General features: G+C 63.5%; 19 protein-coding genes and 1 pseudogene. 15 read left to right on the top strand and 5 right to left on the bottom strand.

Annotated features, from left to right (window positions below; all coding sequences use genetic code 11):
• The first annotated feature begins 48 nt into the window (after positions 1 to 48).
• Together QMK50_RS07545 and QMK50_RS07540 are read left to right on the top strand one after the other, a co-directional pair.
• Entirely contained in the window at positions 49 to 537 is a 489-nt protein-coding gene (locus tag QMK50_RS07545; protein ID WP_095169796.1) for a GyrI-like domain-containing protein, read from the top strand.
• 87 nt (positions 538 to 624) lie between these two features.
• Positions 625 to 1,122 (top strand): GNAT family N-acetyltransferase, encoded by a 498-nt coding sequence (locus tag QMK50_RS07540; protein WP_095169795.1) that lies wholly within the window; start codon positions 625 to 627, stop codon positions 1,120 to 1,122.
• Positions 1,123 to 1,164: 42 nt separating this feature from the next.
• On the opposite strand, the gene QMK50_RS07535 is transcribed toward QMK50_RS07540, so the two are convergent.
• Positions 1,165 to 1,650, bottom strand: a complete 486-nt coding sequence (locus tag QMK50_RS07535) for a GNAT family N-acetyltransferase (RefSeq protein WP_095169794.1) — start codon at positions 1,648 to 1,650, stop codon at positions 1,165 to 1,167.
• A 141-nt stretch (positions 1,651 to 1,791) separates the two neighbouring features.
• On the opposite strand from QMK50_RS07535, the gene QMK50_RS07530 reads away from it, so the two are divergent.
• From QMK50_RS07530 to QMK50_RS07515, 4 genes are all read left to right on the top strand, one after another.
• Positions 1,792 to 2,226, top strand: coding sequence for a YybH family protein (locus QMK50_RS07530; RefSeq protein ID WP_095169793.1), 435 nt, complete (start codon positions 1,792 to 1,794; stop codon positions 2,224 to 2,226).
• Positions 2,227 to 2,293: 67 nt separating this feature from the next.
• Positions 2,294 to 2,638, top strand: a complete 345-nt coding sequence (locus QMK50_RS07525; RefSeq protein ID WP_159997554.1) for a YciI family protein — start codon at positions 2,294 to 2,296, stop codon at positions 2,636 to 2,638.
• A 39-nt stretch (positions 2,639 to 2,677) separates the two neighbouring features.
• Positions 2,678 to 3,169, top strand: coding sequence for an SRPBCC family protein (locus QMK50_RS07520; protein WP_159997552.1), 492 nt, complete (start codon positions 2,678 to 2,680; stop codon positions 3,167 to 3,169).
• Complete coding sequence (locus QMK50_RS07515) at positions 3,169 to 4,410, top strand: RNA polymerase sigma factor (RefSeq protein WP_320332877.1); 1,242 nt, start codon at positions 3,169 to 3,171, stop codon at positions 4,408 to 4,410. The genes QMK50_RS07520 and QMK50_RS07515 overlap by 1 nt, the downstream gene beginning before the upstream one ends.
• A gap of 8 nt (positions 4,411 to 4,418) precedes the next feature.
• Here QMK50_RS07515 and QMK50_RS07510 read toward each other — a convergent pair whose 3' ends face one another.
• Positions 4,419 to 5,273: a LysR family transcriptional regulator gene (locus QMK50_RS07510; protein ID WP_320332876.1), complete on the bottom strand. Its 855-nt coding sequence runs from the start codon at positions 5,271 to 5,273 to the stop codon at positions 4,419 to 4,421.
• A gap of 89 nt (positions 5,274 to 5,362) precedes the next feature.
• On the opposite strand from QMK50_RS07510, the gene QMK50_RS07505 reads away from it, so the two are divergent.
• Positions 5,363 to 5,797, top strand: a complete 435-nt coding sequence (locus QMK50_RS07505) for a multidrug/biocide efflux PACE transporter (RefSeq protein ID WP_320332875.1) — start codon at positions 5,363 to 5,365, stop codon at positions 5,795 to 5,797.
• 29 nt (positions 5,798 to 5,826) lie between these two features.
• On the opposite strand, the gene QMK50_RS07500 is transcribed toward QMK50_RS07505, so the two are convergent.
• Positions 5,827 to 6,744, bottom strand: a complete 918-nt coding sequence (locus tag QMK50_RS07500) for a LysR family transcriptional regulator (RefSeq protein ID WP_095169788.1) — start codon at positions 6,742 to 6,744, stop codon at positions 5,827 to 5,829.
• 126 nt (positions 6,745 to 6,870) lie between these two features.
• Between QMK50_RS07500 and QMK50_RS07495 the strand changes: the two genes are divergently transcribed.
• The 6 genes from QMK50_RS07495 to QMK50_RS07470 all read left to right on the top strand — a co-directional run bounded on the left by QMK50_RS07495 (position 6,871) and on the right by QMK50_RS07470 (position 12,629).
• Positions 6,871 to 7,629 (top strand): 5-oxoprolinase subunit PxpA, encoded by a 759-nt coding sequence (locus QMK50_RS07495; RefSeq protein ID WP_095169787.1) that lies wholly within the window; start codon positions 6,871 to 6,873, stop codon positions 7,627 to 7,629.
• Positions 7,630 to 7,722: 93 nt separating this feature from the next.
• Entirely contained in the window at positions 7,723 to 7,968 is a 246-nt protein-coding gene (locus QMK50_RS07490) for an acetyl-CoA carboxylase (RefSeq protein ID WP_095169786.1), read from the top strand.
• A gap of 10 nt (positions 7,969 to 7,978) precedes the next feature.
• Positions 7,979 to 9,352, top strand: a complete 1,374-nt coding sequence (locus QMK50_RS07485; RefSeq protein ID WP_320332874.1) for an acetyl-CoA carboxylase biotin carboxylase subunit — start codon at positions 7,979 to 7,981, stop codon at positions 9,350 to 9,352.
• A complete protein-coding gene (locus QMK50_RS07480; protein ID WP_095169784.1) occupies positions 9,349 to 10,221 on the top strand; it encodes a 5-oxoprolinase subunit B family protein in 873 nt (290 codons plus the stop codon). Before QMK50_RS07485 ends, QMK50_RS07480 begins: the two co-directional genes overlap by 4 nt.
• Entirely contained in the window at positions 10,218 to 11,192 is a 975-nt protein-coding gene (locus QMK50_RS07475) for a biotin-dependent carboxyltransferase family protein (protein WP_095169783.1), read from the top strand. The genes QMK50_RS07480 and QMK50_RS07475 overlap by 4 nt, the downstream gene beginning before the upstream one ends.
• A gap of 111 nt (positions 11,193 to 11,303) precedes the next feature.
• Complete coding sequence (locus QMK50_RS07470; protein WP_320332873.1) at positions 11,304 to 12,629, top strand: allantoin permease; 1,326 nt, start codon at positions 11,304 to 11,306, stop codon at positions 12,627 to 12,629.
• 51 nt (positions 12,630 to 12,680) lie between these two features.
• On the opposite strand, the gene QMK50_RS07465 is transcribed toward QMK50_RS07470, so the two are convergent.
• Positions 12,681 to 13,703 carry a transporter gene (locus QMK50_RS07465; protein ID WP_320332872.1) on the bottom strand — a complete coding sequence of 341 codons (1,023 nt, stop codon included), beginning with the start codon at positions 13,701 to 13,703 and terminating at the stop codon, positions 12,681 to 12,683.
• 195 nt (positions 13,704 to 13,898) lie between these two features.
• Between QMK50_RS07465 and QMK50_RS27335 the strand changes: the two are divergent.
• A pseudogene (locus tag QMK50_RS27335) lies at positions 13,899 to 14,606 on the top strand (methyl-accepting chemotaxis protein); the annotation flags it as partial.
• A 165-nt stretch (positions 14,607 to 14,771) separates the two neighbouring features.
• Positions 14,772 to 15,539: a methyl-accepting chemotaxis protein gene (locus QMK50_RS27330; protein WP_371917600.1), complete on the top strand. Its 768-nt coding sequence runs from the start codon at positions 14,772 to 14,774 to the stop codon at positions 15,537 to 15,539.
• A gap of 12 nt (positions 15,540 to 15,551) precedes the next feature.
• Here the strand turns inward: QMK50_RS27330 and QMK50_RS07455 are convergent, their stop codons facing one another.
• Positions 15,552 to 16,736, bottom strand: coding sequence for a GAF domain-containing sensor histidine kinase (locus QMK50_RS07455; RefSeq protein WP_320332870.1), 1,185 nt, complete (start codon positions 16,734 to 16,736; stop codon positions 15,552 to 15,554).
• Between the last annotated feature and the right edge of the window lie 47 nt (positions 16,737 to 16,783).

Raw genomic sequence — 16,783 nt, 5'->3', positions numbered from 1 at the left:
CTTCTATACTCCCAGCCGAACCCAATTTTCAGTGGCAGGAGGTGATTCGTGGATCAGCCAAAACAGCAGGTGGCGGCGCAGCCGCGCTTCGAAACGGGGCATTTTATGCTGATCGCCGGACTGGGCGGACGATTTGCCGTGGACGCCACCGAGGGCATTCCCAAGCTCTGGGAGCGTTTTATTCCGCACATCGGCAAGGTGCCGGGGCAAACGGGCGACTTGACCTATGGCGTGTGTTGCAACCCGGATGGCAAGGGTGGTTTCGAGTACGTCGCCGGGGTCGAAATCAGCAAGCTCGACGACCTGCCCGAGACCTATCGCTGGGTGGAAATCCAGCCCCAGCAGTATGCAGTGTTCACCCATCAAGGTGGCCTGGACAGCCTGGCGCAAACCTTTGAGTACATCTGGAAAAGCTGGCTGCCGGCCTCAGGCCGCGAGGCTGCGGATGCACCCGAGTTCGAGCGTTACAGCGCCGACTTTGACCCGCAAACCGGGCAGGGCGTGCTGGAGATCTGGGTACCCCTCAAAGCCGCTTGAGCCACGCGAGAACGGGGCGCAGGATCGATATGCGCGGCGGATTGAATTATGCTTGCGCCCCCTTTTTTCGCTGACTGGACCCCCGCCATGAACGCTCCCACGACTGTCATTCGCCAGGTCACGCCGGCTGATCTGGACCGCTGTTTCGCCATCGAAACCGAGGCCTACGAGGGCGATGAAGCGGCCACCCGGGAGAAAATCGCCACCCGCATCGAGACCTGGCCGCAGGGTTTTATCGTGGCCGAGGTCGAGGGTGTCGTCGCAGGCTTCATCAATTCCGGCGCCGCCTACCAGGTGGAAATGGCCGACGAAGCCTTCAAGGAAATGATCGGCCATGACCCCGACGGTCCACAGGTGGTGATCATGTCGGTGGTGGTGCACCCGGACTTCCAGGGGCTGGGCCTGGCCAAGCAGTTGATGAGCGCGTTTATCGCGCACATGCGCGAGCTGGGCAAGATCCGCATCAACCTGATGTGCCGCGAGCAGCACGTTGGCCTGTATGCCGGGTTCGGTTTTGCCTACCTCAAGGAGTCAGCCTCGGAGCATGGCGGGTTGGCCTGGCACGAGATGGCGCTGGACCTGTAGGCACCGTCGCCCGCTCAGTGATGCACAGCACGTGTGGTTGATTCAGAAGGCCAGGGCCATGCGCCGCTCATAGCCGATCCGGCCTTTGTAGGCGTCGCCGCTGTCGATCCAGCCCTGCTTGAGATAAAGCCCCAGCGCCGCCTCATTGTGGGTATCCACGGACAATTCCAGGCCATTGATCTCGGGCCAGGCCTGCCGCGCAACCTCGGGCAGGGCTTGTAGGCAGGCCTTGCCGTAGCCCTGGCCCTGGCAGCGACGGTCGACCTGCAAGGCATGCAGGGTGGCGGTGTCCTGGCTGGCCCAGGCCGGCAGGAAGGGCGGGCGCTTGAGCAGCAGGAAGGCCACGGGGATGTCGTCGGCGACCAGCGCAAAACCGCGGATTGCATCGCCTGCGGCTGCGCTCAGCGAGTGCAGTGCGCCATGAATATCGCCGGCGAATGACTTCTGCAACGGATCGATCTCGATGCATTCCACCTGTTGGCGTTGCAGCGCCGAAAGCTGTTGGTAGGGCACGAGGTGCGTGGCCATTGGCGGGATCCCTGCGGCGAAAAACTGAGGCTCGGATTTTAGCCAGTTTGGCGCACTCGCAATTATTTTTTTTGGCCTGTCGATTTGCCTTTGCACCAGTCGACTAAGAGTGTCTTCACAGTAAACACTCGGAGTTGCGTCATGAATGCGTTAACCGAAAACACTGAGATCCAGACCCTGATCGAACGCTACCGACAAGCGATAGTCGCCAAGGACCTTGAGGCGCTGATGGGCTTTTATGCCGACGACATCGTCTCGTTTGATGCGGTCAAGGCCCTGCAATTCAAGGGCAAGGCGGCTTACCGCGCACACTGGGAGGAGTGCCTGAACTATTGCCCGGGACCGCACCTGTTCGAGTTCGCACAACTGCAGGTGGCGCAAGGCCAGGACCTGGCTTTCGCCCACTGGCTGGTGCACTGCGGCGGGGCGGATGAGCAGGGTCAGGTCAAGGGCAGTTGGATGCGTGCCACCGCCGGCTATCAGCGGATCGGCGGGCAATGGCGAATCGTCCACGAGCATTGGTCGGCGCCCTTCGACATGGCCAGTGGCGCGGCGTTGTTCGAACTGCAGCCCTGATCGTCGGGTTTTTTACCCAACCTGCAATCTGCAGCCATAGTTGATCAGCCTGATGTGGGAGAGCCTGATGAAATATCTATGCCTGGTCTACAGCGACGAGCGTGTGCTGCACAGTTCACCTGACAGCCCCGAAGACGCTGAGTGTATGGCGTATGCCGAATCGGTCCAGGGCAGTGGGCGGATGCTCGCCGCCGAGGCCTTGCAGCCAGTGCAAAGCGCCACCACGGTGCGCCTGCGGGGCGGCAAGCTGTCGATCACCGACGGTCCGTTCGCCGAAACCAAGGAGCAATTGGCCGGTTTCTACCTGATCGAGGCCAAGGACCTCAATGAGGCGATCCAGGTGGCCGGGAAGATTCCGGCGGCCCGGGTCGGCAGCGTGGAAGTGCGTCCGGTACGCCAGCTGAATCCCTGATCACCCCCCTAAGAACAATAATCAAGCAGGAGTCTATGTATGAGCATCCCTCACGCTGGCGCTGAGCCAGCAGCCTTCGAGTTGTCCATCAGCCGCCTGATCGATGCGCCGCGCAGCAAGGTGTTCCGTGCCTGGACGGAGCCGCAGTGGCTCGCCCAATGGTGGGGGCCGCACGGCATGACCACGCCGGAGTGCGAAATGGACCTGTGGGTCGGCGGCCGGTTTCGCACCCTGATGCGCGCACCCGATGGTAGCGAGTACCCCACCAGCGGGGTGTTCCTGGAGATTCATGCGCCGCAGCGGCTGGTGTTCACCGATGCCTATGCGCCCGGCTGGATTCCTTCGGGCAAACCGTTCATGACCGCTGAAGTGACCTTTGACGACGTCGACGGCAAGACCCTCTACACCGCACGCGCCATGCACTGGAGCGAGGCCGATCGGCAGGCCCACGAGGGCATGGGTTTTCATGACGGTTGGGGCCAGAGCCTCGACCGGCTGGAGGCCCTGGTGACCAGCGGCATGCCGGACTGATGCCGGACGAGGCGGTCAAGGCGCTGGTCGAGACGGTCTACCGTAACGACTCGCGGCGCATCCTCGCCACCCTGATTCGTTTGCTGGGGGATTTCGACCTGGCCGAAGAGGCCCTGCAGGAAGCCTTCTTCGTCGCGGTCGAACGCTGGCAGCGGGACGGGGTGCCGGACAATCCGCGGGCCTGGCTGGTGTCCACCGGGCGCTTCAAAGCCATCGACGGCCTGCGTCGGCGAGCCCGGTTTGCCGCGTCCCAGGCGCAATTGGTGGCGCAACTCGAAGAACTCGAGGAGGCGCAATGGAGTGTCGAGGACGTGCAAGACGATCGCTTGCGCTTGATCTTCACCTGTTGTCACCCGGCACTGGCCGCCGATGCGCAAGTGCCGCTGACGCTGCGTGAAGTCTGCGACCTGACCACCGAAGAAATTGCCCGCGCCTTTCTCGCCGCGCCGGCCACCATTGCCCAGCGAATCGTGCGGGCCAAGGCCAAGATTCGCGACGCCAAAATCCCCTATCAAGTGCCGTCCCTGGCTGAGTTGCCCGAGCGCCTGGACAGCGTTCTGCGGGTGATTTACCTGGTGTTCAACGAAGGTTACTCGGCCTCGGTGGGCAGTGAACTGACCCGCGAAGACCTGACACGCGAGGCGATTCGCCTGGGGCGCCTGCTTCTGGAGTTGCTGCCGGAGCCGGAGGTGATGGGGTTGCTGGCCCTGATGCTGCTCAACGAGTCGCGGCGCCCGGCGCGCACTTCGGCCAGCGGAGAGTTGATCGTGCTCGATGAACAGGACCGTTCGCTGTGGGACACGCAGATGATCGCCGAGGGCTGTGCCTTGATCGAGCATGCGCTGGGCCGGGGGGAGATCGGCCCGTATTGCCTGCAGGCGGCGATCTCGGCGGTGCATGCCGAGGCACCCACCGCCGGGGACACGGATTGGGCGCAGATCGTCGGTTTGTACGACGTCTTGCTGCAGGCGCTGCCTTCGCCGGTGATTGAACTCAATCGGGCCGCTGCGCTATCCCGGCGTGACGGGCCCTTGGCGGGGTTGACCCTGGTCGATGGGATTTTGCAGCGTGGCGAGTTGCTCGATTACCACCTGGCGCATTCGGCGCGTGCCGAGTTCTGTCGGCAATTGGGTCGCGTTGCGGAGGCGAGGGCGGCCTATCAGCGTGCCCTGGAACTGACCCAGCAAGTGCCGGAACGCCGCTTCATCGAGCGGCGCCTGGCCGAGTTGGCGCGCACCTGAGGCGGGCGTCACTCGAGCATCCTGTCCAGCAACCAGCGGCCTGCCGGACCCGGCGGGTGCAAGCGTGACCAGAGCGCATCCACCGAGACCGGTCGGGGCCAGCCGCGAACCTTGAGTTCCTGTAGGGTGCCGGCGCCAAAACGCTCGACCAGCCAGCGCGGCAGGGGTGCCCAACCGAACCCACCCTGGGCCATTTCCAGCAGCATCAGGTAACTGGGGGCCGACCAGACCCGCCCCTGGGCCCGGACCTCATACGGATTGATGATGGTCGCCAGGCGCAATTCGCGGTGTTGTTGCAGGGTTTGCCGATCGATTTTCTGCAGGCTCGCCAACGGGTGTGTGGGCGCGACGAACAGGGCGATCTCGGTGTGCTCATCGACGGTGGCGCTGTCCAGGTCCGGCGGGTAGCGCTCCTGCATTTCGGCGAACGCCAAGTGCGCGCGCCCGCGTTGCACCAAGGCGATCAAGTCGTCGCATTCGGCGATCAGGCATTCCAGCTCGAGGTCCGGATAACGCTGTTCGAAAGCCTGCAAGGCGGCTTCGAAGCGATCCGATTGGTAGGTGTCGGAAAGCGCGATGGTGAGCTTCGGTTCAACCCCCAGGGACAATTGCGCGGCGCTCATTTCCAGGCGGCTGGTGGCGGCGAGGATGTCCTCGGCGCGTTGCAACAACACATGCCCGGCCAAGGTCAGGGCGGGCTTGCGGCTGCTGCGGTCGAACAGTGTCAGGTCGAGGTCGATTTCCAGGCTGGCCACCGCCGCGCTGATGGTCGACTGGCTCTTGCCCAGCTTGCGCGCCGCCGCGGAAAACGAGCCTTGGGTGGCTGCCTGGACGAATGCCAGCAGGACTTCATGTGAGGCCATGAACTATCGCCTTGATCGATGGTTAATGGTTATGAAGTATCGGTGCTGTGCCGGATGATGGCAACACATTCACCCACCGGAGCCGGCTCATGAGTCCTCATAAATCCCTCACTGAACATGTGTTGCAAGCCATCGGCTTTGAACTGTTGGCGGTCATGCTGTGTACGCCTTTGCTGGCGTGGCTGATGGACAAGCCGCTGGTCGACATGGGCGTCGCGACCATTGCCATCGGCCTGATTGCCCTGGCCTGGAACGTGTTGTTCAACGGACTGTTCGACCGCTTGCTCAAGCGTCTGGCGCTGGTGCCCAGTGCCGCGACCCGGGTGTTGCATGCCTTACTGTTCGAGGGCGGCCTGGTGGCAATCAGTGTGCCGCTGATTGCCTGGTGGCTGAACGTCAGCCTGCTGCAGGCGCTGATTCTCGACATCGGGGTGCTGCTGTTTTTCCTGCCGTACACCTATGTCTACCACTGGGTTTATGACGTGCTGCGGGAGCGGATGTTGCTGGCACGGGCAGTGCGGTGATTGACCTGATCTTGCAAGTGCGTCCCAACTCAGCGTCTGCTCGACAGTTGTTGCGGGGCCAGGAACGCATCGTGGAAGTAATCCCGGAACGCCTGCATCGCCGGGGTAAATTCCCGCTCGCGGTGCCAGGCCAGGCCCACGCTCATGGGGGTCACTGGATCGGTGATGGTGAGGGTCTCGATGCGCTTGCCCTCCAGTGACCAGGGGCGGTGCACCAGGTCCGAGAGGATCGCCACGCCGCTGCCATTGGCGACCATGCTGCGCACCGCTTCCACGGAGCTGGTGCGCACCCGCACTTTCGGTTGCTGGTGGGCGTGTTCCCAGTAGCGCATTGCCGCCTGCTCGGCCTCGTCGACGGTCAGCAGGATGTAGGGCTCCTGGGCCACATCAGCCAGGCTGACAGCCGAGCGCTCGCACAGGGGGTGATGGCTGGGCAGCCACAGGCGCCGCTCGGAGTTGAACAGGATTTCCGAGACGATATCGGGGTGCGTGAGGTTCGCGGTCAGCACCACCGCCATGTCGAAACGTCCCTCCAGCAAGCCTTGTTCGATGGCCTGGCGCTCCTGTTCGTGGACTTCGATGGCGACATCCGGGTGCCAGTGTTCCAGGCGTTGCAGATGGTGGGGCAGGAAGTAGCCGATGACCGTGTAGCTGGCTGCCAGGCGCAGCCGGCCGCTGGCACGCACATCCGGCAGCGGGCTGTTGAGGGCATCATCGACGCTGCGCAGAATCACGTAGGCGCGGTTGAGAAAGTGCCGGCCGGCATCGGTCAGGCTCATGCCCTGGGCCGAGCGCTGGAACAGCAGGGTGCCGAGCATGCCCTCCAGCTCCTTGATCGCGGTGGTCACCGCTGACTGGGAGATGTTCAAGTGAATCGCCGCTTGGGAAATCTGCCCGATCTCGGCGGTGGCGACGAAATAGCGGACCTGGCGCAGGGTCAGTGACATTGAGACTCCGATCGAACAGGTATCTGTTTTTCAGAAGATACCCTATCTGTTAATAGATCTTCCCAAGGGGGGTGAGCGGAATTTAACGTGGCCTGCATGAAGTCACAAGCGTCAGGAGCACGTGTCATGCAGGCAGTAGATTTCAATTCGGACATGGGTGAAGGCTTCGGCCCATGGACCATCGGCGATGGTGTCGACACTGAGCTGATGGGGTTCATCAGTTCGGCCAATATCGCCACCGGTTTCCATGCCGGCGACCCCGGCACCATGCGCCGCACCGTCGAACAGGCCAAGCGCCTCGGCGTGGCCATCGGCGCACACCCGGGGTTCCGCGACCTGGTAGGTTTCGGTCGCCGGCACATCAATGCACCGGCCCAGGAACTGGTCGACGACATGCTCTATCAACTCGGCGCCCTGCGCGAACTGGCGCGAGTCCAGGGCGTGGCCCTGCAACACATCAAGCCCCACGGCGCGTTGTACATGCACCTGGCGCGGGACGAGGAAGCGGCTCGGTTGCTGGTGGAAAACCTGCAGCGCCTGGAGCCCGACCTGCTGCTGTATTGCATGCCCGGCTCAGTCATCTGGCGCGTCGCGACAGAACTCGGCCAGCCGGTGATTCGCGAGTTCTACGCCGACCGCGAGTACGACCTCAGCGGCTCCATTGTCTTTACCCGCAATGTGCGCGCCCACGATCCGGACCAGGTCGCCGCGCGGGTGCTGCGTGCCTGCCAGGAAGGCCTGGTGCGCACGGTCGAGGGCCAGGACCTGGCGATCGACTTCGACTCAATTTGTCTGCACAGCGATACGCCGGGTGCCCTGGCGTTGGTCGAGGCGACACGCAAGGCGCTGGACGCAGCCGGGATCACGGTGCGCGCCCCTCGCTGAAGCTGGGTTTGGTACCGGGCGCTACAGACGTCCGGGCTGCCCATCGATGAATTTTTTGCCTGCCTTTCTACAACTATTCCAAAAGGAACAGACATGGCCGAACACACAGTTATCACCCCACTCCCAGGGACCTTCTATCGCAAAGCCACGCCGGAGTCGGCGAACTTCGTCGAGGTCGGTGCGCAGGTCAGCGCCGACACGGTGATTGGCCTGATCGAGGTCATGAAGCAGTTCTCCGAACTGACCGCCGGGACGGCCGGTCGCCTGAGTGCATTCCTGATAGAAGACGGCGATCCGGTGGAACCGGGTCAGGTCGTCGCAACACTCGACGACGAGTGAGGGCACGATCATGACCCAAGGCATCACGAAACTGCTGGTCGCCAACCGTGGCGAAATCGCCGTGCGGATTATCCGCGCCGCCCAGGAACTGGGAATTCCCACCGTTGCCGCGTGCAGTGAGGCAGACCTCGATTCCCAGGCCGCGCGTTTGGCCGACGAAGTGCACCTGCTCGGCCCGGCCCGTGCCGACAAAAGCTACCTGAATGTCGAGGCCCTGCTGGGCGCCTTGAAGGCCACTGGGGCCAACGCGGTGCACCCAGGCTATGGGTTTCTCTCGGAGAACGCCGACTTCGCCGAAGCGGTCCAGGCCGCCGGGGCAATTTTTGTCGGGCCCAGCCCGCAAACGATCCGCCGTATGGGCGACAAGGCCGAGGCGCGACGCACCGCACAAGCGGCTGGCGTGCCGGTGGTACCGGGTTCACCTGGTGAGTTGTTTGACGTCGAGGCCGCCCTCGCGGCAGCCGAGCTGGTGGGTTTCCCCCTGCTGATCAAAGCCTCGGCCGGTGGAGGTGGACGGGGTATTCGCCTGGCGGAGAGTCCCGCGCAACTGCGTGAAGAGTTCCCCCGTTCCCAGCGCGAAGCCCAGGCGGCCTTTGGCAATGGCGCGGTGTACCTGGAGCGTTTCATCAGCCGTGCCCGGCACATTGAAGTGCAGGTGCTGGGCGACGGTAAACACGCGGTGCACCTGTTCGAGCGCGAGTGTTCGCTGCAACGGCGGCGGCAGAAGATCTTCGAGGAAGCGCCGTCGCCGGCCCTCGATCAGCAACAGCGCGAAACCCTCTGTGCCAGCGCCGTACGCTTGACCGAGTCCCTCGGCTATCAAGGCGCCGGGACCCTGGAGTACCTGTATGACGACGCCAGCGGCGAGTTCTTCTTCATCGAGATGAACACGCGGATTCAGGTCGAGCACCCGGTCAGCGAGCTGATCACCGGCATCGACCTGGTTCAGGCGATGTTGCGAATCGCCGGCGGCGAGCCATTGGGTTTGCGCCAGAGTGATATCCGACTCAATGGCGCGGCCCTGCAAATGCGCCTGAATGCCGAAGACCCGGCGCGGGACTTCTTCCCCAGCCCAGGCCTGGTCGAAGAGTTGTCGTGGCCGCAAGGTCCGGGCGTGCGGGTCGACAGCCATCTGTATCAAGGCTATCGGGTGCCGCCGTATTATGATTCGCTGCTGGCCAAGCTGATTGTCCACGGTTGCGACCGTGCCCAAGCGTTGGCCCGGGCGCGGGTTGCCGTGGCCCAGACCCGCTTGAGCGGCATGGCGACGACCCTGGGGTTGCATGCCGAGCTGCTGGAGCAACCCTGGCTGCACGACGCCGACTTCCACACCGGCACCCTGGAAACCTGGCTGGCCGCGCGCCGCAGTGGAGGTGCAGCATGAACAAGCCGATCCGCTACAGCTTTGGCGCCGATGAACATCTGTTCGCCGAAGTCAGTGACAGCATGTCCCTGGAAGCATTCTTCAAGGGCATGGCCGTGACCCGTGCGGTCGAGCGCCTGGCCCTGGATGGCGTGCTGGATGTGTGCCTGGCCAACGCCTCGTTCCAGATCCGCTTCGATCCGGACCGCATCGCGCCCCATGACCTGCTCGAAGCGGTCAAGGGCGCAGAGGCCGAAGCGATTGCCGAACGCACCCTGCACACGCGGATCATCGAGATTCCGGTGCTCTACAACGACCCCTGGACCCACGAGACCCTGATGCGTTTTCGCGACCGGCATCAGGACCCGAGTGCCACGGACCTGGAGTACGCGGCGCGAATCAATGGCTTGGCGGACGTCGATGCGTTCATTGCCGCCCACAGTGGTGCGCCCTGGTTCGTCTCGATGGTCGGCTTTGTCGCCGGCCTGCCGTTCATGTTCCAGATGGTCGAGCGCGAGCGCCAGTTGCAGGTGCCCAAGTACCTGCGGCCGCGCACCGACACGCCGAAGCTGACCCTGGGCCACGGCGGCTGCTTCGGCTGTATCTACTCGGTGCGTGGCGCCGGTGGTTATCAGATGTTTGGCGTGACGCCGGCACCGATCTACGATCCGCAGCAGAACCTGGCGTACCTGAAAGAGCACATGGTGTTCTTCCGCCCCGGCGACATCGTGCAGTTCAAACCCATGGACCGCGCGGCCTATGACCAGGCCGTGGCCGAAGTGGATGCGGGGCGCTTCGACCTGCGGATTCGACCGGTGGAGTTTTCCCTGGACGCGTTCCTCGCCGACCCCGTTGGTTATCCCAAGTCGTTGCAGGAGGTGCTGGCATGATCAAGGTACTCAAACCCGGTCTTGCCACCTCGGTACAGGACCTGGGCCGCGAAGGTTTTTACCACCTGGGGATTCCGCCCTCCGGTGCGCTCGACCAATACGCCTTGAGCGCCGCCAACCAGTTGGTCGGCAACCCAGCCGGGGCGGCGGCGCTGGAGTGCACGCTGCTGGGGCCGGAGCTGGAGTTTGCCGAAGACGCGTTGGTGGCGGTGTGCGGTGCGCACATGACACCACGGGTCGATGGCGTGGAAATGCATGCCGACACCGCGTTCACGGTCAAGGCCGGCCAAGTGCTGCGTTTTGATTTCCCCAAGGCCGGTGCCCGCGCGTACTTGGCGGTGGCCGGTGGCATTGATGTGCCGCTGGTGTTGGGCAGTCGCTCAACCTATGCGTTGGGAGCGCTGGGCGGGTTCCAGGGTCGCCGCTTGGTGGCCGGTGACGAGTTGCCGGTGGGTGTTGCCAGTGGCAAGAGCCGTGCGGGGGCCAGTCTGCCCATGGCCTTGCGGCAGTCGCTGGGGGGCGAAATCAGCTTGCGGGTGGTGCCGGGCCTGTACTACGAGCGCTTGAGCGAAGCAGCGGCCAGCAGCTTTTTCGCTGAACCCTGGACGGTCGGCTCGGAGGCGGACCGCATCGGCTATCGCTTCAAGGGTGGCAGCGCCTTGAGTTTCCAACCCCGGGAGCAGCCGTTCGGGGCCGGCTCCGATCCGTCGAACATCGTCGACAGTTGTTACCCGATCGGCTCGATCCAGGTTCCGGCCGGGCTCGAACCGATCGTGCTGCACCGCGATGCGGTGTCCGGTGGTGGCTACGCGATGATTGGTACGGTGATCAGTGCCGACCTCGACCTGATCGGCCAGATGCAGCCCAACCAGAAGGCGCGGTTTGTCGCGGTGACCCTGGAGCAGGCGCTGGAAGCACGACGTTCCTACAAGAAAAAACTCAGCTGCCTGAGCAAGCTGTTCCCTTCCTGATTCTGCCCGCCGCATCGCGCGGGCCATGCCAAACGGTACGCCAACGCCGCACTTCGGTGCGGTGACGGCTGCCCGCGCTTCAACCTTTGACTGGTTCTGGAGTTCACGCATATGGCTGCTTTATCGCAATCGAGTCAAACCGGGCAGGACCCGGCCAACCACCCAGTCCCCGCTGGCGCACGCATGGGCCGACTGTCCCTGACCATGGCCTGGTGGGCCGTGTGCAGCGCCATGTTCTACATCGTGGTCGGCGCGTCGCTGGCTTTATCCTATGGCACCCGCAATGCGCTGATCGGCATGCTCCTGTCGGTGCTCAGCTACGGGCTGATCAACAGTGTGCTCAGTCGGTTTGCGATTCGCAGCGGCCTGTCCGTGGCGCTGTTTTCGCGGTTGTTGTTTGGCAGCACCGGTGCCTGCCTGGCGACGCTGATCTTCTTTTCTACGGCGATCTACTACGCGGTGTTCGAGGGTTCGGTGATCGCCGTGGCGCTCAACCACTTGTACCCGGAACTGGTCTACCCGCTGGCCGCCTTGCTGGTGGTGCTGTACAGCGTGCCGATGATCCTGGGGAGCGTGCAGCACTGGCTGGACAAGCTCAATGGCGTGTTGTTGCCGATCTATCTCGGCGGTCTGCTGGTGGCGGTGGGCTTGTCCATCAGTCGCTACGGTTACCAGCCGCAGTGGCTGGATTTCGGGCCGGCCAATCCCAGTGCGTTTGGCTGGTGGGATTGCTTCGTCGCGTACATGGGCGTCTGGGTGTTGATGCTGTTCACCTTCGACTATGCCCGCTTCGGCAAGCCCGAGGATCAGACGTACCACGGCCGTTGGAACTTCGGCATGCCGTTCTACGCGGTGACTTTTTTGCTCAATGGCGCGGCGGGAATTTACCTGGTCAGCAGCATTCCCCATGAGGGCGCGTTGAACGAAGTCTCGGTGGTAATGGCAATCCTGCAACTGATGGGGCTGTGGGGCTTGTTGTTTGTCTGGGCCACGCAGACCCGGATCAACACCGCCAACTACTACCTGGCGACGCTGAACATGCAGGCGTTTTTCGGCCGGTTCGGTGTACGGGGTTCGTACCTGGTGTGGGCGCTGGCGGTGGGGGTGATCGTCTACGCCCTGATGCTGGCCGATGTGTTTGCCTACCTGCTGAAGGCTCTGGCCTATCAAGGGATTTTTGTGGTGGCCTGGGTCGGCGTGGCGCTGGCGCAGATCCTCTATGGGCGCAGTGATGTGGCGTCGCTGGCGCGTGTCTCGGCCTACAACCCGGCAGGTTTGGTGGCGTGGTTTGGCGGCACGGCGCTGGGGCTGATGCTGATGTTTGCCGGTCCGGGGCTGAGCAGCTTCTCCGCGCCGTTGACCGGGGTGCTGGCGTTCGGGCTGCAGTTCGCACTCTCGCGCAGGCAAGCGGCAACCGTGGTGACCCCAACCTTGTAGCAGCTGTCGAGCCCGCGAGGCTGAATTAACGGCCGCAGTGCACAGACGGCGTCAGTAATCCCCACGCTTGCGAAACGCCCAGCGTCCGGCAATCACGGTAAAGCTGGCGACCAGCGCCACCAACACCCAGAACCCGTGCGGGTCGCCAGACAGCGGTACGCCGCCGACGTTCATGCCGAAGAAGCCGGCAATGATATTGATCGGCAGGGCCAGTACGGTGACCACGGTCAGGGTGAACAGGGTGCGGTTGCTCTGTTCGTTGAGGTTGGCGGCGATTTCCTCCTGCAGCAGCTTGATCCGCTCGCCCAGGGCCGTGAGGTCATTGATGATCAGCGCAAATTCTTCGGTGGATTTGCGCAGCTCCTTGACGTCGTCCTTCTGCAACCACTGCGGCGGACGGTTGAGCAGGCGCAGCAGGGAACCGGGTTCCAGCGCCAGCAGGCGTTGCAGGCGCACCAGCACGCGACGGTTGGCACCGAGTTCGGCGCGGTTAGTGGACAGTCGCGAGGACAGCAACTGGTCCTCGACCTGATCCACGCTGAGGCTGGTCTTGCGCACGATCTGGGTCAGCACCTCGCCCTGGTCGCGCAGCAGATGCACCAGCAACTCCAGGGGTGAGCGAAAGCACTCACCGGCCTTGACCGAGGAGCGCAGTTTGTCCACCGAGTGCAGCGGTTGCAGGCGTGCGCTGATGATCAGCCGACTGCGGGCGCAGACCCACAGAGTCGAGACATCCGATGACACCAGGTTGCTGAGGTTGAACACCACATCGTTGACCACCGCCAGCAAGGCCGAGTCGACGTGCTCGATGCGGGTCGAGCGCGAGCCCTCATGCAGGGCTTCGAAGAATTCTTCGGGTAACGCCAGGTGCGCTTTCATCCAGCGCTCGCAGGCCGCGTGGGCCAGGTTCAGGTGCAGCCAGAGAAACTCATCGGCACTGTCGGGCTGTTGCAGGCGCTGCAGGGCCTGGGCCGAGGTGATTTCCCGAGCGGGTTCGCCGGGGCGAAAGCTGAACCCGTAGAGCAGGCCAAAAAGATCGGCGTCGCGGTGGCGTTGGTCGATGCTGTGGTTCATGGCGTCTCCGGCCGCCATGCAATTCACAGCGGCGCTTGAGCGGCATCATGGCAAGCCAATCTGACCGTTTCGTGACGCTTTGACGAACGGCGGCAGAGGCTCTAAACCGCTGGTCAGCGCGATTCAAGAAATCCTCGTCAGGGCCGATGACGGCTAGGCTGGTCTGCGCACTTCGGTGTCCGCCTTATTCCTGTCATGAGATATCACTCGATGTTTTTGCAAAAATCCCTGAGAGCCAAAATCCTCGCGTTGCTGAGCGGTAGCCTGTTGGCGATGTTGTTGATCGCCCTGGCCAGCTTTCACTTCCTCTCCGCCGGAGTGCAGAGTTACCGCAACCTGATCGAAGGTCCCCTGCATACCTCGCAGTTGATCGACGAGGCCAACCTGCAATTCAAGGTGCAGGTCCAGGAGTGGAAAAACGTGCTGTTGCGCGGCAAGCAACCGGCTGAAGGGGACAAGTACTGGGCGCAGTTCCAGGCGCGCCAGGGCGACGTGCAGAACATCCTTGGCGAACTGGTGCGCCAACCCGGGCTCGAGCCCGCGCTGAAGGCGCGCATCGATAGTCTGCGCGAGGCCCATCGAGTCCTGGGTGGCGCCTACCAGCAAGGTCGCGCGGCGTATCTGGCGGCGGGTGCCGATCCAGCCGCCGGCGACAATGCGGTCAAGGGGGTGGACCGTGCCACCAGCGAGCAGATGAGCGAGTTGGTCAGTGAGTTGCGCCAGCGCGGCAACCAGCAATCACTGCAGATCAGCGCCAGTGCCGAGCGCACCGTGCTGCTGGGGATGGTGGTGATGCTGGTCTCGGCGCTGCTGATCGGGCTGTTCAGCCTGTGGCTGGTCAATCGTCATCTGGTGGAGCCGATCCGCCAATTGATCGACTATGTTGCCCAGTTGAGCCAGGGCCGATTCAGCGCCCGGGTTGCCAGTGATCGACAGGATGAGCTGGGTCGCCTGGCGGTCGCCGCCAACACCCTGCGCGATTTTCTCGCTGAAACCTTTGCCCGCCTGCAGCGCAGTGCCACGGACCTGGACAGCGCCAGCGGCGAACTCAATTCCATCGCCGGGCTGATGTCCCAGGGCACCAACGAGCAGTTCAGCCGCACCGATCAGGTGGCGACCGCGATGAACGAAATGTCCGCCACCGCCCAGGAGGTTGCGCGCCATGCCGCCGCTGCCGCGCGCGCGGCGGATGATGCGGACCAGTCGGCCCAGCAGGGGGAGCTGGTGATGCAGAGCACCATTGATTCGATCACCCAGATGCGCGGGGAAATTGCCAACACCGCCACCGTGATCCGCCGCCTGGAAACCGACAGCGGGCGTATCGGCAAGGTCCTGGAAGTGATCCGCGGGATTGCCGAACAGACCAATCTGCTGGCGCTCAACGCGGCCATCGAAGCGGCGCGCGCCGGTGAAGCCGGGCGCGGTTTTGCCGTGGTCGCCGATGAAGTACGCAGCCTGGCCCAACGCACGGCGGCCTCGATCATCGAGATCAACCAGATCATCCAGAGCGTGCAGACCGGTGCCGTGGACGCGGCGCTGGCGATTGAAAGCGGTCAGTCGCGCAGCAACGAGAGCGTCGAGCAGGTGACCCAGGCCGGGCTGATGCTGGAGCGCATCACCGAGTCGGTGGAAGCGATTCGCGACATGAACCGCCAGATCGCCACCGCAGCCGAGGAGCAGACCTCGGTGGCCGAGGATATTTCACGCAACCTGACCGAGATCACCAGCATCGCCAGCACCAACCTGGACAACGTGCAGCGCACTGAAGCGGCGAGCAATAACCTGCACGGTTTGTCTGGCCAACTCAATGCAGTGACGGCGCGCCTGAGTGCCTGAGGCGTTGGCCGCTCAGTGCTGGGCAGTGAGCGGCAGGCTGAAGGTGAACAGGGTGCCGTCCTGTTCAGAGGAGGTCACCTGGAGGTCACCGGCATGGGAGCGGGCGATCTGGCTGGCAATGTACAAGCCCAGGCCGAGGCCGGCCTGGGGCGCTCCGCTGGCCGGTCTGGAGTAGGGCTGGAACAACTGGGGCAGGACTGATTCGGCAATCTGGCCCTGGTTTTTTACCCGGAGCACAAAACGCCCCTGTTCGATCTGTGCGCTGACTTCAATGGTGCCATCGGCGGCGCCATGGACGACCGCGTTGGCGACCAGGTTGGAGAGCAGTTGTGCGACTCTTTCGCGGTCACAGTGAATGGCTGTCAGCTCGCCAAAACGGGCGACGATCTGGCGCTGCGGATGGACGCAACGCACTTCGCGGATCACCTGCTGCAGGGTTTGTTCGAGGTCCGGGCAGGCGGCGATCACCACCGGAATCCCGCCACCCATGCGCCCACGGGCAAAGTCGAGGATGTCCTCGACCAGTTGCGAGGCCCGGCGTCCGCTGTCGAGGATGTGTTGGAGCAGGGTGTCGGTGGTCGGGTTGGGATGTTTGTGCAACACGCGTTCGGCAGCCATGGTGATGGCAAACAGCGGGTTGCGCAGGTCATGGCCGAGCACGGCGATGAACTGTTCACGCAACTCGGCCGAGTGGCGTTCCTCGCGTAGCTGGGCCTCGGTTTGCTGCAGGTTCTCTTCGGCCTCGATCTGCAACGACAGCAGGCGCGCAAAAGATTCCACGGTGCTCTGGATGGTGCTGGACCTGAGCTCGGCGGGATTGGGGTCGAGTGCGCAAATGGTGCCGAAGAAACGTCCATCGGTGCGGAACACCGGCACCGAGATGTAACTTTCGAACTGGTACAGCCTGGGGGTGTGGTGCTGGCAATACAGGGGATCGTCACTGGCCTTGTCGATCACCACCGGCAGATGGCTGGCGCGAACCTGGTGGCAGAGGGTGCTGGCAATGTCCAGTTCGCCGCCCACCAACAGGCCGAAATCCAGCTGGTCGAGCACCGCACAGGCGGTCCAGGAGGTTCCGGTGACCCGCGCCACCGCCGCGAAACGCAGGCCCGTCATGTCTCGAATGACCTGGAGCATGGCGGGCACTGCACTGATGCGACCGATGGTCGCGATATCGGCTGCCACTGTTGGGCTCATGGGCCAAGGGTCTCTGCAAAGGGAGGCTGGTCGGAGTCTAGCCAACC

Origin of the sequence: Pseudomonas sp. P5_152, from assembly GCF_033989915.1 — a bacterium.
Lineage (GTDB): Bacteria > Pseudomonadota > Gammaproteobacteria > Pseudomonadales > Pseudomonadaceae > Aquipseudomonas.
The sequence above is the reverse complement of the archived record's forward strand: the minus strand, read 5'-3'. Positions and strand labels throughout refer to the sequence as shown.